19 protein-coding genes are annotated in these 20858 nt (G+C 62.1%); 7 read left to right on the top strand and 12 right to left on the bottom strand.

What is annotated here, in order from left to right; genetic code table 11:
- Positions 1-55: 55 nt before the first annotated feature.
- The 5 genes from ACT6QH_RS03020 to ACT6QH_RS03000 form a co-directional block, all read right to left on the bottom strand.
- Complete coding sequence (locus ACT6QH_RS03020) at positions 56-841, bottom strand: succinate dehydrogenase iron-sulfur subunit (RefSeq protein ID WP_444973334.1); 786 nt, start codon at positions 839-841, stop codon at positions 56-58.
- A 93-nt stretch (positions 842-934) separates the two neighbouring features.
- Positions 935-2767, bottom strand: coding sequence for a succinate dehydrogenase flavoprotein subunit (gene sdhA, locus ACT6QH_RS03015; protein ID WP_444973333.1), 1833 nt, complete (start codon positions 2765-2767; stop codon positions 935-937).
- Between the two features lie 4 nt (positions 2768-2771).
- Positions 2772-3179, bottom strand: coding sequence for a succinate dehydrogenase, hydrophobic membrane anchor protein (sdhD, locus tag ACT6QH_RS03010; RefSeq protein ID WP_444973332.1), 408 nt, complete (start codon positions 3177-3179; stop codon positions 2772-2774).
- A gap of 10 nt (positions 3180-3189) precedes the next feature.
- Entirely contained in the window at positions 3190-3591 is a 402-nt protein-coding gene (gene sdhC / locus ACT6QH_RS03005) for a succinate dehydrogenase, cytochrome b556 subunit (RefSeq protein ID WP_444973331.1), read from the bottom strand.
- A 375-nt stretch (positions 3592-3966) separates the two neighbouring features.
- Positions 3967-4653, bottom strand: coding sequence for an OmpW/AlkL family protein (locus tag ACT6QH_RS03000; protein ID WP_444973330.1), 687 nt, complete (start codon positions 4651-4653; stop codon positions 3967-3969).
- Positions 4654-4929: 276 nt separating this feature from the next.
- Here ACT6QH_RS03000 and ACT6QH_RS02995 point away from each other — a divergent pair, with 276 nt between their 5' ends.
- Positions 4930-6057, top strand: coding sequence for a CE1 family esterase (locus tag ACT6QH_RS02995; protein WP_444973329.1), 1128 nt, complete (start codon positions 4930-4932; stop codon positions 6055-6057).
- A 72-nt stretch (positions 6058-6129) separates the two neighbouring features.
- Here the strand turns inward: ACT6QH_RS02995 and ACT6QH_RS02990 are convergent, their stop codons facing one another.
- Complete coding sequence (locus ACT6QH_RS02990; protein WP_444973397.1) at positions 6130-7179, bottom strand: MaoC family dehydratase; 1050 nt, start codon at positions 7177-7179, stop codon at positions 6130-6132.
- 271 nt (positions 7180-7450) lie between these two features.
- On the opposite strand from ACT6QH_RS02990, the gene ACT6QH_RS02985 reads away from it, so the two are divergent.
- From ACT6QH_RS02985 to ACT6QH_RS02970, 4 genes are all read left to right on the top strand, one after another.
- Positions 7451-8332, top strand: a complete 882-nt coding sequence (locus ACT6QH_RS02985; RefSeq protein ID WP_444973328.1) for a ComF family protein — start codon at positions 7451-7453, stop codon at positions 8330-8332.
- A gap of 137 nt (positions 8333-8469) precedes the next feature.
- A complete protein-coding gene (gene grxC, locus ACT6QH_RS02980) occupies positions 8470-8727 on the top strand; it encodes a glutaredoxin 3 (RefSeq protein WP_444973327.1) in 258 nt (85 codons plus the stop codon).
- A 109-nt stretch (positions 8728-8836) separates the two neighbouring features.
- On the top strand, positions 8837-9739 hold the full coding sequence (locus ACT6QH_RS02975; RefSeq protein WP_444973326.1) for a carbon-nitrogen hydrolase family protein: 903 nt from the start codon (positions 8837-8839) through the stop codon (positions 9737-9739).
- On the top strand, positions 9736-10215 hold the full coding sequence (locus ACT6QH_RS02970) for a DUF1178 family protein (RefSeq protein ID WP_444973325.1): 480 nt from the start codon (positions 9736-9738) through the stop codon (positions 10213-10215). The genes ACT6QH_RS02975 and ACT6QH_RS02970 overlap by 4 nt, the downstream gene beginning before the upstream one ends.
- Positions 10216-10329: 114 nt before the next feature.
- Here ACT6QH_RS02970 and rpoH read toward each other — a convergent pair whose 3' ends face one another.
- Together rpoH and ACT6QH_RS02960 are read right to left on the bottom strand one after the other, a co-directional pair.
- The gene (rpoH, locus tag ACT6QH_RS02965; protein ID WP_444973324.1) at positions 10330-11277 is read right to left on the bottom strand and encodes an RNA polymerase sigma factor RpoH; all 948 of its coding nucleotides are present in this window, start codon (positions 11275-11277) and stop codon (positions 10330-10332) included.
- A 160-nt stretch (positions 11278-11437) separates the two neighbouring features.
- Complete coding sequence (locus ACT6QH_RS02960; protein WP_444973323.1) at positions 11438-12517, bottom strand: RluA family pseudouridine synthase; 1080 nt, start codon at positions 12515-12517, stop codon at positions 11438-11440.
- Positions 12518-12549: 32 nt separating this feature from the next.
- Here ACT6QH_RS02960 and ACT6QH_RS02955 point away from each other — a divergent pair, with 32 nt between their 5' ends.
- The gene (locus ACT6QH_RS02955; protein WP_444973322.1) at positions 12550-12906 is read left to right on the top strand and encodes a hypothetical protein; all 357 of its coding nucleotides are present in this window, start codon (positions 12550-12552) and stop codon (positions 12904-12906) included.
- Between the two features lie 34 nt (positions 12907-12940).
- Here the strand turns inward: ACT6QH_RS02955 and ACT6QH_RS02950 are convergent, their stop codons facing one another.
- The 4 genes from ACT6QH_RS02950 to ACT6QH_RS02935 form a co-directional block, all read right to left on the bottom strand.
- Positions 12941-13615 (bottom strand): LON peptidase substrate-binding domain-containing protein, encoded by a 675-nt coding sequence (locus ACT6QH_RS02950; RefSeq protein ID WP_444973321.1) that lies wholly within the window; start codon positions 13613-13615, stop codon positions 12941-12943.
- 143 nt (positions 13616-13758) lie between these two features.
- Positions 13759-14688, bottom strand: a complete 930-nt coding sequence (trxA, locus tag ACT6QH_RS02945) for a thioredoxin (RefSeq protein WP_444973320.1) — start codon at positions 14686-14688, stop codon at positions 13759-13761.
- A 56-nt stretch (positions 14689-14744) separates the two neighbouring features.
- Positions 14745-15338: an SH3 domain-containing protein gene (locus tag ACT6QH_RS02940; RefSeq protein ID WP_444973319.1), complete on the bottom strand. Its 594-nt coding sequence runs from the start codon at positions 15336-15338 to the stop codon at positions 14745-14747.
- Between the two features lie 181 nt (positions 15339-15519).
- Positions 15520-17022, bottom strand: coding sequence for an MFS transporter (locus ACT6QH_RS02935; protein WP_444973318.1), 1503 nt, complete (start codon positions 17020-17022; stop codon positions 15520-15522).
- A gap of 250 nt (positions 17023-17272) precedes the next feature.
- On the opposite strand from ACT6QH_RS02935, the gene smc reads away from it, so the two are divergent.
- The gene (gene smc / locus ACT6QH_RS02930) at positions 17273-20725 is read left to right on the top strand and encodes a chromosome segregation protein SMC (RefSeq protein ID WP_444973317.1); all 3453 of its coding nucleotides are present in this window, start codon (positions 17273-17275) and stop codon (positions 20723-20725) included.
- The last annotated feature ends 133 nt before the right edge of the window (positions 20726-20858 follow it).

Here is a 20858-nt window from a genome sequence, read left to right as displayed (position 1 = left end):
CACAAACAAAAAGGGCGCTTGAAAGCGCCCTTTTCAAAAACGGGGTCAGCCAGGATCAGAGCTGACGTTCCACCATCATCTTCTTCACCTCGGCAATGGCCTTGGCGGGGTTCAGGCTCTTGGGGCAGGCCTGGGCACAGTTCATGATGGTGTGGCAGCGATACAACCGGAAGGGGTCTTCCAGATTATCAAGCCGATGGCCGGTACGCTCATCGCGCGTATCCTTCAGCCAGCGCGTGGCCTGAAGCAGGGCGGCCGGGCCGAGATAGCGATCACCATTCCACCAGTAGCTGGGGCAGGAGGTGGAGCAGCAGGCGCACAGAATGCACTCATAAAGGCCGTCGAGCTTCTCGCGGTCTTCCTTGGACTGACGCCATTCCTTCTCCGGCGGGGCGCTATCCGTCTGGAGCCAAGGCTCAATGGAAGCGTGCTGCGCATAGAAGCGGGTAAGATCGGGAACGAGATCCTTCACCACCGGCATGTGTGGCAGCGGATATACGTTCACCGAACCCTTCACCAGCACTTCATCCATGCCCTTGGTGCAGGCCAGCGTGTTGGTGCCGCCAATATTCATGGCGCACGACCCGCACACGCCTTCGCGGCAAGACCGGCGGAAGGTGAGGGTGGGGTCGATCTTGTTCTTGATGTAGATGAGGCCGTCGAGCACCATCGGCCCGCAATCCTCACGGTCCACATAATAGGTGTCGACGCGCGGGTTGCGGCCATCATCCGGGTTCCAGCGATAGATGCGGAACTCAGTCAGACGCTTGGCGTTCTGCGGCTTCGGCCACACCTTTCCGGGTGTGATCTGGGAATTCTTGGGAAGAGAGAACTCAGCCATGGGAGGCCCTCGGTCTCTGGAGCGGTAACCGCCCACAGTTGTTTGCCACGACCGCGCGCATCATGAAGAGCGCGCGGTCTGTAGGAAACGGGATCAGTACACGCGCTTGCGCGGCTCGATATATTCGATGTCGCTCGACATGGTGTAGGTGTGCACCGGGCGATCATCGAGGCGCACTGTGCCCTTCTCGGTATCGAGATAGGCCAGAGTGTGCTTCATCCAGTTGGCGTCGTCACGCTCGGGATAATCCTCGCGGGCATGGGCGCCACGGCTTTCCTTGCGGTTGGCCGCGCTCTCCATGGTCACGACAGCCTGGCCGATGAGGTTCTCGAACTCCATCGTCTCCATGAGATCGGAGTTCCAGACAAGGCCGCGATCACTCACACCAATATCCGAGGCGCTCTCGAACACCTTGTGGATCAGCTGGCGGCCTTCCTCAAGCACTTCACCTGTGCGGAAGACGGCGCAGTTGTTCTGCATCACCTTCTGCATGTTCAGGCGAAGTTCAGCGGTCGGGGTGCTGCCCTTGGCATAGCGATACTTGTCGAGGCGAGACAGGGCCAGCTCGGCGCTGTTCTCGGGCAGAGGCTCATGCTTCTGGCCGGGCTTGACGACTTCCGCAGCGCGCAGGCCGGCGGCGCGGCCGAACACCACAAGGTCGATCAGCGAGTTGGAGCCAAGGCGGTTCGCGCCATGCACCGAAACGCAGGCAGCTTCGCCGATGGCCATCAGGCCGGGCACCACGGCATCCGGGTTGTCACCACGCTTGTCCAGCACCTCACCGAAATAGTTGGTGGGGATACCGCCCATATTGTAGTGCACGGTCGGGATAATCGGGATCGGCTCACGGGTCACGTCCACGCCAGCGAAGATCTTCGCGCTCTCCGAGATGCCGGGCAGGCGCTCATGGAGAATGGCGGGGTCGAGATGGTCGAGATGGAGGAAGGCGTGATCCTTGTTCTTGCCGACGCCGCGGCCTTCGCGAATCTCCATCGTGATGGAGCGCGACACCACGTCACGGGAGGCAAGATCCTTCGCGGAAGGCGCATAACGCTCCATGAAGCGCTCGCCTTCGGAGTTGGTCAGATAGCCGCCTTCACCGCGGGCGCCCTCGGTGATGAGGCAGCCCGAGCCATAAATGCCGGTGGGGTGGAACTGCACGAACTCCATATCCTGGAGAGGCAGGCCGGCGCGCAGCACCATGCCGCCACCATCACCCGTGCAGGTATGGGCGGAAGTGGCGGAGAAGTAGGCGCGGCCATAGCCGCCTGTCGCCAGAATGGTGAGGTGAGAGCGGAAACGATGGATGGTGCCATCGTCCAGCTTCAGCGCCACCACACCGCGGCACTTGCCTTCATCATCCATGATGAGGTCAATGGCGAAATATTCGACAAAGAACTCGGCATTATGCTTCAGCGCTGCACCATAGAGCGTGTGCAGCATGGCGTGGCCGGTACGGTCCGCAGCGGCGCAGGTGCGCTGGGCGGTGCCCTTGCCGAAGTGAGTCGTCATGCCGCCGAAGGGGCGCTGATAGATCTTGCCTTCTTCCGTGCGGGAGAAGGGCACGCCCCAGTGTTCCAGCTCGTAAACAGCGGCGGGCGCGTTGCGCACCAGATATTCGATGGCGTCCTGGTCACCCAGCCAGTCCGACCCCTTGACGGTGTCGTACATGTGCCATTCCCACTTGTCCTCACCCATATTGGCGAGAGAGGCGGCGACGCCTCCCTGTGCCGCTACGGTATGGGAGCGGGTGGGGAACACCTTGGTGATGCAGGCGGTGCGCAGGCCGGCTTCGGAGCAGCCCACGACAGCACGCAGACCTGCGCCGCCAGCGCCGACCACCAGCACATCATAGGTGTGGTCTTCGATGGGGTAAGCAGCGCCGCTCTTGGAGGGGGCAGCGGTCCCGTTTGCGGTATCGGCCATATCATCAGCCTCCCAGGCTGATCTTGAGCACGGCGAAGGCGCCGGCAAGGGCAATCACGGTGGTGAAGAAAGTGTTGCAGATGATCCAGAACACCTTCCAGCCTTCAGCGTGCACATAGTCTTCGATCACCACCTGCATGCCCAGACGCATATGGGTGGAGACGGAAACGAGGGTGAGCAGAAGGATGATGGCCACCAGCGGCTGACCGATCACTTCGCGGGTTTCCGCGTAGCTCGCCCCGGCGAGGCGGATGACGATGATGATGAAAGCCACCGTCAGCAGCAGATTGGCAAAGCCGGTAACCCGCTGCATGAAGAAGTGCTGGGTGCCATTACGGGCGGCGCCCAGGCCACGCACGCGGCCGAGCGGCGTGCGCATGGGGGTGTGAGTCGGGTGGGTGGGACGGCTCATGGCGCTCTCCTCAGCCCTTCAGTCCAAGGCCGATGGCCCAGACCACAATGGTCAGAATGATGGAACCGGCGAGGGTCAGCTTGGCGAGCAGGATGCGCTCGTTCGGACCGAAACCGCGGATGAAGTCCCAGATGAAGTGGCGCACGCCACCCAGGGCATGATGCAGCAGGGCCCAGGTAAGGCCGAGCAGCACAAGCACACCGATGAAGGAACCGGCAATGGCGCTGAACGTATCAAACGCTGAAACGGTGGATGCAGCAGCAAGCAGCCACCACACAAAAATCACCATGCCGAAATACAGCCCGATGCCCGTAATACGGTGCACGATGGACATTATCATCGTGAACAACGGGCGATAGATCTGCAGGTGAGGCGAAAGGGGGCGCTGAACGCGCGAAGGGCTATCGGCCATGGGCCTCCTCCAAGAATTGACCGATCAGGTATCCCAATCGAGGCCAGTTCGCAACGATTCCAAAGCAGAAATGCTTCGGTTTCATGCGCCCTGCGTGACAATTTTGCAATTGTCCGTAGGTTGGAGTGGGAACTGTCGGGCGCTGGGCATTTTGCCGCCAGCCTGGCAAATGGCTTGGGCTGACAGGCTGGAATGCCTGTAATGACGCTGCACCATGCGCCGGAGCAGGGTGATCCCGCAAGCCTGAATTATGGGAAAATATATTTCGGTAGTTGAACCGAATGCTCTGTCGGCCTGTTGGTTGGTGTGCAGCCAGAAATGAAAACAGCGCCGGCATAGGCCGGCGCTGTATCTATTCTGAATAGGGAGCGAGGCTCAGAAGCGGTAGGTGATACCACCACCGATCAGCCAGGGGTTCAGATTGGCGCGACCGCTGGCAGCGCCGACACCGGCCACCACGACATCAAACTCCGGCTCGAGGAAGATCTTCTTCACGTCGAAGTTGATACCCCAGTGCTTGTCGAACATGTAGTCGAAGCCGGCCTGGAGAGCGAAGCCCCAGCTGTCCTTCACCTTCAGGTCCAGCGTCGGGTAGCTGGCGCTCTGGCTGTAGAAGAAGGTGTAGTTCACGCCCGCGCCGACATAGGGCTTGAACGCGCCGAAATTGGTGAAGTGATACTGAAGCGTCAGGGTCGGCGGCAGAATCCAAGTCTTGCCGATCTGGCCGAGGCTGGAAATGGTGCCGGCCCCGTCAATGTTCGCGCGGGTGGTGCCGAGGATCAGTTCGGCCGCGAAATTGTCGGTGAAGTAATAGGTGATGTCGAGTTCAGGCGTGATCGAATTGGTGTAATCCAGATCGGAACCGAAAATGCCATTCACATGGCCGCCATTTTCAGGGAGCACGCCGAGGGCACGAATACGGATCTGCCAGGGGCTCTGCTGCTCTTCCACCACGGGAGCCTTGTAGACAGGGGCAGCCTGCATATCGGCGGCAACCGCTTCACCAGCCGCAAAAGCGCCAAGACCAGCTGCGAGCGTCGCGCCCAGAACGTACTTTTTCATGCCCCTGAACTCCGAAAAGTGGATGAATGTCTGAGGTGCAGCTTTCGCGCTGTTGCCTCAAATTCAGTTTGATCTGAATCAACTCTTAATCAGATCATGCACAATCTGTGGCCTGACTGCCACAGGCTTGCCGCGGGGCTGCCGCAATCATTAAGTCTAGCTGCGGCCGATGCAGGGTGTGCAACATAGTCTGTTTTTACAAGGGTTTCGGAACATATGCGGACATTGGCCGGGCATATTACGGGTATATGGTACCTCTGCGAGTGGGTGGGGCCGATGTGTCATTTCGGGAAACTGTGGCGATTTTGTCGCAGTCTGGCTCTGCGCGGGCTGGCTTTGACTGTGCAGGTGCTGTGTCTTTCATGGGCAGCCGGCCTGCTTCCGGCCGGTGCAGGGGAATTGAGCGAGCATCGCCTGAAGGTTGGAGGGGAGAGCCGCTCCTATCTCATGTTGCAGCCTCAGGGGGGCGCGGGGCCGCGGCCGGTGGTGATCGCCCTTCACGGGGCCGGGCAATCGGCAGAAGGGTTTCGCGGTTATTTCGGGCTGGATCAAACTGCTCGAGCGAATGATTTCGTTGTGGTCTATCCGCAAGGCGGCGGGCGGGTGTGGAATGATGGTCGCCCGGCCGCCATGCGGCTGACAGGCGTGCTGCGGCCGGGTGATGATGTGCCTTTTCTCGTCACGCTTGCGCAAAGGCTGGTGAAGGAAGGTATTGCCGACCCCTCCCGCATCTATCTGGCGGGCATTTCAAATGGCGGTTTCATGGTGGAGCGCATGGCCTGCGAATTCGCGCATGTCTTTGCCGCCTATACTGTCATCATGGCTACGGCTCCGGCCACTTATCGGAAGACGTGTCATCCGTCTCGTCCGGTACCCATCATGTTCATCCATGGCACTGCGGATTCGGTGATTGCCTATTCCGGCTTCTGGACCCCATTGGGTGCGACCCTTTCCGCACCGGACAGCGCCGCCCTGTTTGCGCGTTTGAACGGATGTGGGGCGTCCACCCGGCGCAGCCTACCCAATCGCGATAAATGGGATGGCACCAGCGTGACAGAACGGAGCTGGGGGGCGTGCCGGGGAGGCAGCAAGGTGCGCTTCCTCACTGTTGAGCGCGGGGGGCACCAGTCGCCTGCACGGGTGGATACGGATATGGCGGCGGCGACTCCTTTCCTGGGCCTGAGAAATCGCGACATTGATGCAGGCGAGGAAGCCTGGCGCTTCATGTCCGCCTTTTCCCTGCCGCGCCCGAAGCCGGAAGGCGGAGAGCGGCCGGTTGCCGCATCGCCTCTGGCAGTGCCTCTTCAGTCAACGCCCGAAGCGCCTTCCGCTTATGCGCCGCAGACGGATGGACGCGCCGGCCAGATGTCCGGGGGAGAGGCTGGCGGCTCATCCCTGTGGTGAGGCCAGAAAGAAAAAGCCGGCGACTTGGCCGGCTTTTTCCGTTTCGCGCATTGGAGCTGTGACCGGACCGGATCAGCGCGGAATGAGAACCCAGTAATCCAGATCCAGAATCACGCTGGGGTCATACTCATCATTGATCTTGCCGGGGAAGTTGCTGGTTGGCTGGTCCTTGGTGGCGATGGTGCGTACGCGCAGGGCGCCCACATCCTCGCGGCCGGGCAGAGGCTGAGTATCCAGAATCTCACTCCAGGCATGCACCGTCAGCCCGGCGAACAGCGGGGAGACATGCCGGCCGCCATTGATGGCCGCAACCTGGAAGGCGTTGCCCAGCCCATTGAAGGAGAGTGCGCGTGCCAGTGAAATCACGTGCCCGCCATAAATCAGCCGTCGGCCGAAACGGCCCTGGCCCTCAGTGAACTGGTTGAAATGCACCTTGGCGGTGTTCTGGTAGAGGCGGGTTGCGAGCATATGCTCGGCCTCTTCCACTGTCATGCCGTCAACATGGTCGATACGCTCGCCGACCTCATAATCGCCCCAGCGGGCGGTGGAGCCGGAAAGATCGTTGCGCCAGTTTGCCACATCCAGCACCGGCACGGCACTGCCAAGGGCGTCGGGGGCGAGGGCGGCGGGCAGGGTGGGCACAACGGTTTCAGGTGCGGGGGCGTTCACATCGCCCTTCCGCACCATTACCCAGCGCACATAATCCAGTACTTCAATGCCATCCTGATTGAAGCCGGTGGAGCGCACATAGACCACGCCGCTCTTGCCATTTGAATTTTCGCGCAGGCCGATGACTTCGGAAACTGCCGTCAGCGTATCTCCGGGATAGACCGGGGCAAGGAAGCGCCCGCCGGCATAGCCCAGATTGGCCACTGCGTTCAGGGAGATATCCGGCACGGTCTTGCCGAACACCACATGGAAGACCAGCAGATCATCCACGGGCGCGCACGGATAGCCAATGGCCTGAGCAAAGCTGTCTGCCGACTGCACGGCGAAGCGGGTGCCGTAAAGGGCGCTATAAAGGCTCACATCCCCCACCGTCACCGTGCGCGGCGTGGCATGGCGGATCACCTGGCCGATGCGAAAATCCTCGAAGAAATTGCCCTTGTTGGTCTTGTTCATCATTCTTCCCCAGGGTCTGTCTTTCTGCCGGTCTTCAGCCCATAAGCCCTGCGGGGGCGGAAGACCAGTCCTGGTGCATGCCTTGGGGTGCATCGTTTGAGTGCAACCGTGCGGCGCGCCAGTTACGCCGGAACACTGTCTGATCCGGAGCAGTGCGCTATGTTGGCAGAGGCGATGTGTGCAGCGCAACACGTCCTTGGACAAGAGGGGCGGATGTGTGCATTCGAAAGGGGCCTGCATCTGCGCGGGCGGTTCTGCGAGGTGGTGCAACATGCCGGCTGAAGGGCGCGTGCCTGAAGCGCCGGATCGCAAAAGGCGGGGGCTGGCCGAAATCTTGCGACTTTGGCGGCAAGCCCGCCTGCCGGGATGGGGTGCCATCCGTTTGGGGCGCACGTTTCTGGATCTGGCCTTGCCGCCGACCTGTACGGTCTGCGGGCGGGTGATGGCGGAAACGGGAGGGCTGTGTCCATCCTGCTGGAGAGAATTGCATTTCATCACCCCGCCCGTGTGTCAGAGGACGGGTGAGCCTCTGACAGGGCGAGACGGGATGGCTGCGGAGCTGTTGTCCACACGCGCTCTTGCCGAGCCGCCGGCTTTTGACAGCGCGCGTGCGGCGGTTCTGTTCAATGAGATGGCGCAACGTATGGTGCATGGCCTGAAATATGCGGATAGGCTGGATATGGCCCGCCCCATGGCGCGGCTCATGGTGCAAGCGGGGCTATCTCTTCTGAGGGAGGCGGACATGATGGTGCCGGTGCCGCTGCATCCGGCGCGCTTGTGGCGCAGGCGTTTCAATCAGGCGGCTGTTCTGGCCCGGTCGATCCAGTCTCTTCTTGAAGATGGCGGGTTGAGCCTGCCTGTCCGTACGGATCTGCTCCGGCGGCGGCGTATGACTCGCTCACAGACGCGGTTGAGCAAGGCGCAGCGCCGGGCCAATATGGAGGGGGCCTTCATTGTGCCGCAGGCCGCATGGGCCGGGCTGGAAGGGCGCACAGTGCTATTGGTGGATGATGTCTACACAACAGGCGCGACGCTGGATGCCTGCGTCCGGGCCTTGCGCAAAAGCGGTGCGCGGCGGGTGGATGTGCTGACCTTTGCGCATGTGCCGGATGTCGAATTCACCGCGCCGGTATCATCTTCCCTTGGGGAATGAAGATGATACCTCACAGTCTGGTGAATTGAGTGGCGCGGAATCTCGCGTACAGCTTGTCGATTCCACGCCAGCGCTTATGCTAAAGCAATTGCGTGACAGTACGCCCACTGTCGCGCGACACTGTTGTGACGGACTGCATGAAACCCATTGTAATCTACACCAAGAGCTGGTGCCCTTATTGCCACTCGGCCAAGGAACTGTTGCGGCGCAAGGGCAGGACCTTCACCGAAGTGGATGTGACCATGGATCGTGAAGCCGAGAAGAAAATGGTGGATCGTTCCGGCGGTCGCCGCACCGTGCCCCAGATCTTCATCGGCGAGACCCATGTGGGTGGCTGCGACGATCTCTATGCGCTGGATCAGAGCGGCAAGCTGGATGAACTGATCGCGGCCTGAGGGCCGATGCGTGGATCTGATCTCTTCTTCTGATGTTGTGTGATGGCCTTGCACGGTTCTCATGGCAGAATGCCTTCATATGAGAACCCGTTCAAAAGAGAGCGAGCCGATGACGTCTCACGATACCGCCCGCCCGAATGCCACCAACAAGAGCCTGCGTGTCGGCCTGGTGCAGATGCGCACGGGGCGGGATGTGGCCGCCAATCTGGAAACGGCCATCGCCCTGATCCGTGAGGCGGCGCAGGAAGGCGCCCGTTATGTGCAGACGCCGGAAACCACCAATCTCATGGAAATGGATCGGGGGGCGCTGTTCGAGGCTCTTGCGACTGAGGAAGAAGACAAGACACTTGCCGCGCTGCGTGCACTGGCGGGTGAGTTGAAAATTCATCTGCATATCGGCTCACTGGCCTTGAAGGTGAGTGAGAACCGGGCCGTGAACCGGGCTTTCGTCATCAATCCGGCAGGTGAGCTTTCGGCCCGCTATGACAAGATCCACATGTTCAATGTGGATCTTGGGCAGGGTGAAAGCTACAACGAATCAGCCGCTTACCAGGCAGGTGAGAAGGCGGTTCTGGCAGATGTGGATGGCGTGAATCTCGGCCTGAGCATTTGTTACGATCTGCGCTTTCCAGCCCTTTATCGCGCGCTCGCAGAAGCCGGGGCGCAGGTGCTGACGGTGCCGGCCGCCTTTACCCGCCCCACGGGAGAGGCACACTGGCATGTGCTGCTGCGCGCGCGCGCGATTGAAAATGGCGCATGGGTGCTGGCCGCAGCGCAGGGTGGCAAGCATGAGAATGGCCGCGAAACCTATGGTCACTCGCTGGTGATTGACCCTTGGGGACGGGTGATTGCCGAAGGCGGTGCGAATCCGGGCGTGGTGCTGGCGGACATTGATCTGGGAGCGGTGGAGAGTGCGCGCCGTCGCATTCCTTCCCTGTCCAATGGCCGCCGTTTCGAGGTGCAGGGGCCGGCCGGTTCCGGCTACCTCCATACGGTGGGAGAGGCACCGTGATTCGATATACGCTGCAATGTGCACAGGGGCACAGCTTTGAAAGCTGGTTCCCGTCATCCTCCAGCTATGAGGAGCAGCGTGCGCGGGGCTTCGTAGCCTGCCCCGAATGTGGAGCCACGGATGTGGAAAAGGCTATCATGGCCCCTTCCGTGGCGCGGACGGATAAAAGCGTGCAAACGGCTCCCGCACCTGTTGTGGGAGAAGTGGATGACCCTCCTGCCGCCGTGCCGCAACTGGCGGCGACTTCCGGGCCGGCGAAGGAGTTGCAGGCGCTCATGCGGCAAGTGCGTGAGCATGTGGTGAAGAATGCGGATTATGTGGGGGATGATTTCGCCCGTCTCGCTCGCCGCATGCATGAGGGCGATGAGGAGCACCGCGCCATTTATGGAGAGGCGACCTCTGAAGAGGTGAAGGCCCTGCATGAAGATGAGGTGGAGGTGTTTCCGCTGCCGCTGTTGCCGGAAGAGCAGAACTGAACGGCCGGCGCGATAACCTGCACGGGGCCGGAATTCAAACATGAAAAAGGCCCGCCTGAGGTGCGGGCCTTTGCGCTTTTGTGGTTCAGTCGTTTCCGGGCCTGATGTGCAGGCTTACAGCGCTGCCGCATGGGCGTGAGGCTCTTCCGTCTCGCGCACTCGTTCCATCACGGCCTTCTGCACCTTCTCGAAGGCGCGCACCTCAATTTGCCGAACCCGTTCACGCGAGACGCCGAACTCACCGGCCAGCTCTTCCAGTGTCAGCGGGTCATCGCTGAGGCGGCGGGCCTCGAAAATGCGGCGTTCACGATCATTGAGAACGCCGAGGGCACCAGCCAGCGCAGCGCGGCGATTGTCCAGCTCTTCGCTTTCAGCCAGTCGCTCTTCCTGGTCCTGCTGCTGGTCATCCACCAGCCAGTCCTGCCACTCGCCGCCGCCTTCCGCATCATCGCGAATGGGGGCGTTGAGGGAGGCGTCGCCCGAAAGGCGGCGGTTCATGTCCACCACATCCTGCTCGGAAACGCCCAGCTTGGTGGCAATCTGCTTCACCTGATCGGGGCGCAGATCGCCATCTTCCAGCGCGGAAATCTGGCTCTTGGCCTTGCGCAGATTGAAGAACAGTTTCTTCTGCGCAGCGGTGGTGCCCATTTTCACCAGGCTCCAGGAGCGCAGGATATATTCCTGGATCGAGGCGCGAATCCACCACATGGCATAGGTGGCGAGGCGGAAGCCCTTGTCCGGCTCGAAGCGCTTCACCGCCTGCATCAGGCCCACATTGCCTTCGGAGATGACTTCGGAAATGGGAAGGCCATAGCCGCGATACCCCATTGCGATCTTCGCCACGAGGCGCAGATGGCTGGTCACCAGCTTGTGGGCGGCTTCGCGGTCTCCATGCTCGCGCCAGCTTTTGGCGAGCATATATTCCTGCTCCGGCTGGAGCATGGGAAACTTGCGGATCTCTTCGAGATACCGCGTCAAACCGCCTTCCGGGGTGGGGACAGGCGCGCTCTTGAGTGCGCTTTTGGCCGCGCTTTTGGCCGCCGCGCTCCTGGCCTGAGCCATGGGTGGCCTCCTGAATTCAACCGGCCCCACAATGGGCAGCCGTTATGCGGCCGCAGATGCCTGCCGCCAGATCACTATAATAGGACAGCAGAAAAAGGGCGCAGATATGTTCCCCTTCCGCCAGAGCAAACCTCAGAATAGTACGAAAGTCTAATTTCGCCTATGCGTCATTTTCGCCCCGAAGCGCAGCGCGCAGCGTTTCCAGTTCCGGCGGAAGAGCGCTTTCAAAGGAAAGATGCTCACCGTGCGCTGGATGGGCAAAGCCGAGGCGGGCGGCGTGCAGGGCCTGTCGTCCCAGTCCTTCCAGCAAGGCGCGGGCTGGCTCCGGCAGGCGGCTGGCCTTGGTGCGGAAGCCTTGTCCATACACCTCATCCCCCAGAAGGGGGTGGCCGAGATGGGCCATATGCACGCGAATCTGGTGGGTGCGCCCGGTTTCCAGCCGACATTCCACCAAGCTGGCCAAGGGCGCGCCGTCCTTGCCGGCGAATGTTTCCAGAACACGCCAGTGCGTGATGGCATGGCGACCACTGCCCCGCACAGCCATTTTCTGGCGATGGGTCGGGTGGCGGTCTATGGGCGCATCTACACTGCCGCGCGTACCGGGCATGCCCCACACAAAGGCGAGATAGGCGCGCTCCAGCGGGCCGGTGCGGCCATGGTCTGCAAACTGGGCGGCAAGGCCCTGATGCGCCTTGTCATTTTTCGCCACCACCAGCAGGCCGGATGTGTCTTTGTCAATCCGGTGGACAATGCCGGGACGACGCACCCCACCAATGCCCGAGAGGCTGTCTCCACAATGGTGCAGGAGCGCGTTCACCAGCGTGCCGGAGGCATGGCCGGGAGCTGGATGCACCACCAGCCCGGCGGGCTTGTCCACCACAATGAGGTCTTCATCCTCATGGGCGATGGTGAGGGGAATGTCCTGCGGCTCGGGTTCGGCTGGTTCCGGGGCGGGCAGGGCGAGGGTGAAGCTGTCTCCGGCATTGACCCGCCCGGCTGCGTCCACTACCACACGCCCGCCGGACAAGACCTGCCCCTCCGCCACAAGGCGCTGGATGCGGGTGCGGCTGAGCTCCGGAGCATGGCGGGCCAGCACCTTGTCCAGCCGCTGGCCGTCATCTTCGGCCAGGGCCGTGATGTTCAGGCTGGTGGAAGACTGGAGAGCCTCCGTGCCCTCGGCCCCTTCCTCCTGCCATGCCTCAAGGCTGTCATCCGCGCCAGTTTCGGCCATGCTGTTCATTCGTTTTCCATTTACCGGAGCTCCGGCCCTTCATGATCTCGCGCCCACCCCCTGCCGATGAGGCTCCTGAAGCCCCGCTGACCCCGGAGCAGGAGCGCGTTCTCGCCAAGTTCCGCCGCTTTTCCTCTGCGTCCATGCTTATCATGTTCGTGGGCATTCTGGCGGTGCTGGGCGTTGTCAGTTATCGCATGTTGAAGCCCCAGCCCATCGGTACCGGAGAGGTGACGGCGATGCTGCCTGCCGGGGCGCAGGTCGTATCCACCGCCGTTTCAGGCGATGTTGTGGTGGTGACACTGGATATCGGCGGCTCTCTCGAAATCCGCACCTTTGATTTGCGCACCCTTGCCCCCGGCGCGACGCTGCGCTTTGCAACCGCGCCCGCGCGCTGAAGCTGCTTTCGAGACCCGGCTTTGGGAGGGCGCGCTATTGAAGCGAGCCCTCTCCATCTCCCGGCATGCGCGCCAGCATCATCTGGGTAATGGCCACCAGCATATCGGCCCGCGCCTTCAGGCTTTCGGCTTCCAGAAGGGCCTGCTTTTCCAGTGGGCCATAAGGTGACATGACGCTGAGGGCGTTCACCAGCGTCTCGGTGCCGGCCTTGTCGATGCCCTCCCAGTCTGTCTCCAACTGGTTGGCTTCCAGAAAGGCGGCCAGCGCGTTCAGAAGGGCGGAGCGATCAACATCCTTCTCTGCTTCCGGGTCGGCGCGGAAATCCGCCTCGAAGGGGATGCAGTCCACCCGGCACAGCCGGTAAGGGTGGTCGCTTTCCATTTCCTGGAGAATGCGGAAGCGGCTGATCCCGGTGAGAATGATATTGTATCGCCCGTCTCCGGTTTCGCGGAACTGAGTGAGGCGGCCCACACAGCCCACCTTGTAGAGGCCCGGCCCCTGCGGGCCTTCTGCGGCCTTCTCATCCGGCTGCACCATGCCGATGAGACGCGGCCCGCCAATCACCTCATCCACCATGGCCACATAGCGCGGTTCAAAGATGTTCAGCGGCAATTCTGCACGCGGCAGCAGCAGGGCCCCGGAAAGCGGAAAAACGGGAATCACCGCCGGAATGTCCGCCGGTGTCAGATAGGTGCGGTTGGATGCCACGAAATCGTGCCTCTCAAAGCGTTTCAGGGGCGAGGCTATGCCGGAAACCCGGTGCAAGCCGCCCATCGCATGAGGTGATGGATCTGAAAAAGGCCCATCGGCTCCATCGGAAGATGGAGCCGATGGCGACCTGTTGAAAGGGCTCAGGCGAACATGATCGCCGAAAGTTTGCGGCGGCCGGAGGAGGTGAGCGGCTCGCTCGCGCCCCAGGCCTCGAAAAACTGGAGCAGTTGTTTACGGGCGGCGTCATCATTCCAGCTGCGGTCGCGCTTCACGAGATCCAGAAGATGCAGAAGCGCTTCTTCCCGACGCCCGCGGGCATTGAGTGCAAGGGCCAGATCGAAGCGGGACTGATGATCTGCCGGGTCAAGATCCACCTTTGCTTCCAGCGTGGTCAGGTCGCCCAGGCTGGCAGCCTGCTCAGCCAGTTCCAGCGCGGCGCGGGCAGCGGTAACGGCGGCATCATTCGCCTTTTCGGCGGGAATGGAGCCCAGTGTGGCCTTGGCCTGTTCCAGCGCGCCAGCCTGCACCTGAGTGCGGGCCAGCCCGGCCAGAGCAGCCACATTATCGGGCTCCGCACCCAGAATGGCAGCGAAGATTTCCGCCGCTCCGGCCAAATCGCCTCCAGCCAGGGCCGCCTCGCCAGCCGCCAGAATCTCGGCGATATCGCTGCCCTCGGCCGCACCGCCCAGAAGGCGTTCCACGAAGGTTTTCAACTGGCTTTCCGGCAGCGCGCCCATGAAGCCATCAACCGGCTGGCCATTCACGAAAGCATAGACGGTGGGGATGGACTTGATGCCGAGCTGGCCGGCGACGGCCGGCTGCTCGTCAATATTCATCTTCACCATCCGCACCTTGCCCTTGGTGGCCTTCACCACCTTTTCGAGCGCGGGGCCGAGGGTTTTGCAGGGGCCGCACCAAGGGGCCCAGAAATCCACCAGCACCGGACGGTGACGCGATTCTTCCAGCACTTCGGCCATGAAATTTTCGGTGGTGACATCAATGACGGCCTCGCCGCCCATGGTCGCACCGTCATTTCCCGCGCCCTTGGCGCCCGGCTGGTTGAACAGCATGTGTCGTGATCCCTCAAATTCCCGTCATGCAAACCGCTCAGGCGCGCATGAACTGACTATCCACCCCTCTGGCAGCACCCAGCATACACATTTCCATCGGGTGCCACGAGGATGCTTTCATATGGGAAGCCGATATCGCTCATGCCATCCGTACAGAATGAGGGATTGCGCCAGACTGCGAGAAGGCCGCTCTGTTCTCCGCTCTTCAGCGGAATGATGAACCGGCCGCGTATGCCATGGGCCGCCTTCACTTCTCCTGCCGCCCATGTGGTGTTGCTTTCGGGGGTGGAGAAACGGGCCTGCGCCGGCTGGGTCGTCAGGCTCCAGAACGGCTCGGTGCCCATGCAGCGCAGGGGGAAGGAGGGCGCGCCCGAAGATGTATCGCCTGTTGGGGCCAGATAGCGGGCATTCACCCAGCCCGCGCCCTTTGGCGTCAGCACCTGCCACCAGTTGTCGCTTCCTGATTCGGTGCGGCTGCCGGTAATGAGGATGTTGGTGGCATCGGGAGCCAGCGTCCCGATGATCGGCGCGGAGGCGCCGGGCTGTTCGCGAATGTTCAGCACATCGCTGTGGGCGACGCCTGTGACCTGATAGGGCATTGTGGGGTCTGGCTGGGTGGTTTCAGCCGCCAGAGCGCTGGAGGGACCCATGAGGGGAGCCGCTGCAAGGGCGCACAGCAGACCCGCGGCGGGCAGCCACGTGGCCCGGTGATGGAGGAGGCGGCTGAGAGCCAGTGAGCGCAGCATGGTTTCTCCCTTTTGACCTGCCCTTCGGATATGGGCTATGCGGTATTCAGCAGAGGCGGATCTGGCTGAATGCCGCAAGGACAATCTAGGGGTCGATATCGTCAAGACTGCGGCCTCTGGTTTCGACACGGCACAACCAGGTGATGGCCGCCCCCAGAAGCGAGGTGACGATGAGCCCGAACAACAGCGCCTGTGTTCCGATCTGATGCAGAAGGATGGGGAACAGAAAGGCGGTGATGACCGCGCCGATCTTAGCAAAACCTGCCGCAAAACCCGCTCCGCGCGCCCGGATATGCACGGGAAATACCTCGCCGGCGAGCAGATAGGTCTGCGCGTTGGGGCCCATATTGGTCATGAAATTGAACAGCATGAAGCCAATGAAGATAAGCGAGATCTGCGTGCTGCCGGTGAAGTAGCCGGAAAGGGCGCTGATGAGCAAGCCGGCGGCGCAGCCGATGAAGCCGGCGATTTGCAGTGGAATGCGGCCCACCTTGTCAGCCAGCATCACGGCAGCAAAAATGCCGGCGATCAGCAGCAGGTCGATCAGAGCCGCCCCCTTGGCGGCCATGATGTCCTTGGCGATCAGATCGGTAATATCGTGGTGGTGCGTGGCCACATGCCCCAGAGAGGCCGCCAGAATGGTGGGGGTGAAAATACCGATGCCATAGGTGCCAAGATCCTGCAAAAACCAGGGCACGCTGGCCAGAATGGTGGCGCGCCGGTTGCGCGGGTTGAACAGCGCCGCCAGGCTCTTTTCATGCTTGGCCAAAGGCTTGTGGCGGGCCTTTAGCTTCACGGCCTTGGGGTAGGGCGGATCACGATGCAGCAGGCGGGAGACTTCCCGCGCGGCATCCTGCTCGCGGCCATGGGCCATGAGCCATGAGGCGCTTTCGGTAATGGAGAAACGGCCAATCACCACCAGAAGGGCGGGGATGATGGCCGTGGCGTACATATAGCGCCAGGCGGTTTCATCCGGCACGGCGGTGAGCACCAGATAGCCCACAATCGTGCCCATGAGGGCTCCGGCGGCCTGAAACCCAAAGGCGGAGAGCACCAGCCGCCCACGGGCGGAGGAGGGGATGCTTTCGGAAATTACCAGATGTGCGGTGGGGTAATCACAACCCAGCGCCACGCCCACGCCGAAGAGAAACAGCACCAGCCAGAAATAGGAAGGGCTGAGGGAGAGCAGCACCAGGAAGATGATGAACAGCACCATCTCCACGATGAACATGGATTTGCGGCCGAAATAATCCGAAAGGCTGCCCAGAAACAGCGCGCCCACCAGAATGCCGGCCAGGCTGGCAGCCCCCACCACGCCATGCTGGATGGCGTCCATTCCGAACTCGCGGGAGATGAGCGGCAGGGCCACGCCCGTCATGAACACCACAAGTCCCTCAAAGAACTTGCCGGCAGCAGCCAGCCCCCAGATGCGCCATTGCATGCGCGTCATGGGAGTGGAGGGGGTGGTGGTGCCATCCCGCCAGACCGGGGTTTCGTCGATATAATCCTGTACCGAGCGCTCTTCGGCGGCCCCTGTTGTCCGGGACGTGTTCTGCTCGGCAGGCTCGGGAGTGACGCGTCTGTTCATGAGGCCCCGCACGGTTCCAGCCATGTTTTCAGCAAAAACATGCGGCCATGAAGCGCCCGTGACAGCTGTATTGTTTTCGGCTCTCATGTCGAATCTTCGTGCCTTGCGTCTGCATGGATTTGACGCCGGGGGCAGCGGCTGGCAGATGTGCGGTCATGATCCATGCCACCACGCTGCGTGCTGCCATGACGCATCTGGTCGCAACCGGGCAGATGCGTCTACAGGCGCGCTTTGCTTCTGCGCTGACGGAATGAAATTCGATCGCCTCCGGCTCGTCGGGTTCAAAACCTTCGTCGAGCCGACAGATCTGCTGATTGAACCCGGCCTGACAGGCGTGGTGGGGCCGAACGGGTGTGGCAAATCCAATCTGGTGGAAGCGCTGCGTTGGGTAATGGGCGAAAGCTCGTTCAAGGCGTTCCGCGCGCAGGATATGGAATCGGTCATCTTTGCCGGCACCACGGGCCGCCCAGCCCGCAATGTGGCCGAGGTGACCCTGCAACTGGATAACAGTGAACGCACCGCGCCGGCCGCCTTCAATGATTGGGACCAGCTGGAGGTGGTGCGCCGGATCGAGCGTGGCCGCGGTTCTGCCTACAAGGTGAATGGCAAGGATGTGCGGGCGCGTGATGTGCATCTGCTGTTTGCCGATGCCTCGACCGGCTCGCGCTCGCCGGCCCTGGTACGGCAAGGGCAGATTGGCGAGATTGTCGGGGCCAAGCCCGCCGCGCGCCGTCGCATTCTGGAAGAGGCGGCCGGCGTTGCGGGTCTTCATGCGCGTCGTCATGAGGCGGAAACGCGCCTGCGGGCGGCTGAACAGAATCTGACCCGGCTGGAAGATGTCATCGGCCAGATGAGCGGGCAGGTGGAAAACCTGCGCCGTCAATCGCGCCAGACCGTGCGCTACAAGGCGCTTTCAGCCGAAATCCGTCGGTGTGAGGCCACCTTGCTCTGGCTGCGCTGGCAGGAGGTGAGCGCAGCTTTGCTGGAGGCTGAGCGCGCTTTGGCGGCGACCCAGAGGGATGGCGCGGAGCTGACCCGTGCGCAGGCCGAGGCGGCCCGCCTTCAGGCTTTGGCCGCCCATGCCTTGCCGCCCCTGCGCAATGCCGAGACCGAGGCCGCTGCCGCCCTCCAGCGCCTGAACCATGCGCGCAGTGAACTGGACAGGGAAGAGGCGCGGCTGGCTGCCCGCAAGGAGGAGCTGGAACGCCGCCTTGCCCAGGTGCAGCAGGATCTGGAGCGTGAAAAGGCGCTTTCGGCAGATGCCGAAGATGTGCTGGAACGGCTTGAGGCCGAAGCGGAAGAGTTGCGCGCCGCGCTGGAGGAGGCCGCCGAGCAGGAGGCCATGGCGGATGAGCGCCGGGAGGAAGCAGCCGCTCTGCTTGAAGAAGCTGAACAGGCGCTGGAGGAGAAGACTGCCCATTTCGCGGATCTGGGTGCACGCCGCAACTCTCTGGAGCAGATGGCGAAGGAGATTCGTGATCGCCTGCTGCGCAATGCCGCCGAGCGCGCCTCGGTGGAGGCCGAAGAGGCGCGCCTGAAGCGGGATGCAGGCACAGAGAATCTCGAATCAATCCGTGAAGAGGCCGAGATCAGCCGCGAATCACTGGCCGAGGCCGAGGATGCGGCGTCTGAGGCCGAAACCGCCCATGCCGAGGCACGTCGTGCGCTGGAGGATTTGCGACCGGCGGTGAATGAGGCCGAGAAGCGTTTCGACAGGCTGGATGCCGAGGCCCGCACCCTCGCCAAGCTGCTGCAATCCGTGGATCACCGCTTTCCTCCGGTGGCGGATCTTCTGCGGGTGGAGAAGGGGTATGAAACCGCCCTCGGCGCGGCTTTGGGGGATGATCTGGATTTGCCGTTGGATGCCTCTGCGCCAGCGCGCTGGAGCGGGGCCGAGAGCTTGCCATCCGATCCACCCCTGCCTGCCGGGGCGCGGGCTCTGGCTGATGTTGTTTCCGGGGCCGATGCCCTGACCCGACGGCTGCGGCAGGTGGGCATTGTGCTGCGTCACGAGGGTGCCGCACTGGCTGGGGTGTTGAAACCGGGGCAGCGCCTTGTTTCCGTGGAAGGTGATCTATGGCGCTGGGATGGGGTGGTCGCCGCCGCCGATGCCCCCACTGCCGCCGCCCGCCGCCTGGCCGAGCGTAACCGTCTGGCCGATATTGAAGCGGAGGCTGAGGAGGCCCGTGCCGCAGTGGAAGAGTTGCGGGCTGTTCTGGATGAGCATGACGCAGCAGTGCGACTGTTCGCCGCAACGGAGGTGCAGGCCCGTGAAGCGCGCCGGCAGGCCCAGCGCAAGGCCGAAACCAGCCGTGCGGCTCTGGACGCTGCGGAACGTCGCGCCGCCCAGCATCAGGCCCGCTTCGCGGCGTTGGCGGAGGCGCGCAACCGGATTATGGCCGCGCGTGAGGAGGGTGAAGACAGCCTGGCCGAGGTGGAGGATTCGATCGCGGCGCTGGATGCGCCCCAGATTCTCGAGGCTGATCTGGCGCGAGCCCGTGCGGAAGCCGCTGAGCGCAGGGCTGCCCTGGCTGAAGCGCGCGCCGCCTGCGATGCCCTGCGCAGGGATAGCGCCGCACGTCTGCGTCGGGTGGAGGCAATCGCTGCGGAAGAGCGTTCATGGCGTCAGCGTGCCGGCGGGGCGGGGGAGCGCCTTGCGGATGTGACGGCGCGTGGAGAGGAAGCGCAGGCGGAACTGCTTGAAATTGAAGATGCGCCCAACACCATCTTTCATCAGCGTCGCACGCTTCTTTCCGCCCTGGAAGAGGCCGAATCTGCCCGGCGTGATGCGGCCGACAGGCTGGCCGAAGGCGAATCTGCCCTCGCTGCCGCAGACAAGGCCGCCAAGGATGCGCTGGAAGCCATGTCGTCCGCCCGCGCCGAACATGCCCGCGCCGAGGCTGTGCTGGATGGTGCGCATCAGCGCCGCGATGATATTCTGCGAGAGATTTCAGAAACTCTTGATGGTGCACCGGAAACGGCTCGCATGGCCGCCGGGCTGGAGGCTGATTCTCCCCCCCCGGACCAGAGAGAAACCGAGGCGATTCTCGAAAAGGCTCGTCGCGACAGGGAACGATTGGGGGCGGTTAATCTGCGGGCCGATCTTGAACTGGAGGAAGCGGAAACCCGACATGGGGAGCTTTCCGCCGAACGTGATGATCTTGTTGAGGCAATCAAGCGTTTGCGCGGGGCCATTTCCAGCCTGAATCGCGAAGCGCGCGAGAGGCTGCAAGCCTCTTTCGTGGTAGTTGATGGGCATTTCCGCAAATTGTTCGATACGCTGTTCGGCGGTGGTGAGGCCCAGCTTGTGCTGACTGATGCCGAAGACCCGCTGGAAGCGGGGTTGGATATCATCGCCAAACCGCCGGGCAAGAAGCCTCAAAGCCTTTCATTGCTCTCCGGCGGGGAGCAGGCACTGACGGCCATGGCCTTGATATTCGCCGTGTTTCTTACCAACCCCGCGCCCATCTGCGTGCTGGATGAGGTGGACGCCCCGCTGGACGATGCAAATGTGGAGCGATTCTGTACATTGCTGGAGGAAATGACGCGCCTGACGGAGACGCGCTTTCTCACCATTACCCACAACCCCATCACCATGGCGCATATGAATCGTCTCTTCGGTGTCACCATGGCGGAAAGAGGGGTGTCGCGCCTTGTTTCCGTTGACCTTCAAAGCGCCGAACAGATGCGTGAAGCGGGCTGAAGAATGGGTGTTTCTGGAGTATGTTCCAGTATGAACATAATTTTATTTAGCGTTATCAATTGGATAGGGAAAACTCTGTTTGCCTTGACACCTAATTTTGACGCAACTATGGTGCGCCGCGGTTTCAAGGAGC

Source organism: Haloleucobacter albus (assembly GCF_052492075.1).
The sequence above is the reverse complement of the archived record's forward strand: the minus strand, read 5'-3'. Positions and strand labels throughout refer to the sequence as shown.

What these genes read in the sequence shown, in the direction of transcription:
- ACT6QH_RS03020 (WP_444973334.1), bottom strand. Translation starts at nt 841, where the DNA reads ATGGCTGAGTTCTCTCTTCCCAAGAATTCCCAGATCACACCCGGAAAG.
- sdhA (WP_444973333.1), bottom strand. Translation starts at nt 2,767, where the DNA reads ATGGCCGATACCGCAAACGGGACCGCTGCCCCCTCCAAGAGCGGCGCT.
- sdhD (WP_444973332.1), bottom strand. Translation starts at nt 3,179, where the DNA reads ATGAGCCGTCCCACCCACCCGACTCACACCCCCATGCGCACGCCGCTC.
- sdhC (WP_444973331.1), bottom strand. Translation starts at nt 3,591, where the DNA reads ATGGCCGATAGCCCTTCGCGCGTTCAGCGCCCCCTTTCGCCTCACCTG.
- ACT6QH_RS03000 (WP_444973330.1), bottom strand. Translation starts at nt 4,653, where the DNA reads ATGAAAAAGTACGTTCTGGGCGCGACGCTCGCAGCTGGTCTTGGCGCT.
- ACT6QH_RS02995 (WP_444973329.1), top strand. Translation starts at nt 4,930, where the DNA reads ATGTGTCATTTCGGGAAACTGTGGCGATTTTGTCGCAGTCTGGCTCTG.
- ACT6QH_RS02990 (WP_444973397.1), bottom strand. Translation starts at nt 7,179, where the DNA reads ATGAACAAGACCAACAAGGGCAATTTCTTCGAGGATTTTCGCATCGGC.
- ACT6QH_RS02985 (WP_444973328.1), top strand. Translation starts at nt 7,451, where the DNA reads ATGCCGGCTGAAGGGCGCGTGCCTGAAGCGCCGGATCGCAAAAGGCGG.
- grxC (WP_444973327.1), top strand. Translation starts at nt 8,470, where the DNA reads ATGAAACCCATTGTAATCTACACCAAGAGCTGGTGCCCTTATTGCCAC.
- ACT6QH_RS02975 (WP_444973326.1), top strand. Translation starts at nt 8,837, where the DNA reads ATGACGTCTCACGATACCGCCCGCCCGAATGCCACCAACAAGAGCCTG.
- rpoH (WP_444973324.1), bottom strand. Translation starts at nt 11,277, where the DNA reads ATGGCTCAGGCCAGGAGCGCGGCGGCCAAAAGCGCGGCCAAAAGCGCA.
- ACT6QH_RS02960 (WP_444973323.1), bottom strand. Translation starts at nt 12,517, where the DNA reads ATGAACAGCATGGCCGAAACTGGCGCGGATGACAGCCTTGAGGCATGG.
- ACT6QH_RS02955 (WP_444973322.1), top strand. Translation starts at nt 12,550, where the DNA reads ATGATCTCGCGCCCACCCCCTGCCGATGAGGCTCCTGAAGCCCCGCTG.
- trxA (WP_444973320.1), bottom strand. Translation starts at nt 14,688, where the DNA reads ATGCTGTTCAACCAGCCGGGCGCCAAGGGCGCGGGAAATGACGGTGCG.
- ACT6QH_RS02940 (WP_444973319.1), bottom strand. Translation starts at nt 15,338, where the DNA reads ATGGGTCCCTCCAGCGCTCTGGCGGCTGAAACCACCCAGCCAGACCCC.
- ACT6QH_RS02935 (WP_444973318.1), bottom strand. Translation starts at nt 17,022, where the DNA reads ATGAACAGACGCGTCACTCCCGAGCCTGCCGAGCAGAACACGTCCCGG.
- smc (WP_444973317.1), top strand. Translation starts at nt 17,273, where the DNA reads ATGAAATTCGATCGCCTCCGGCTCGTCGGGTTCAAAACCTTCGTCGAG.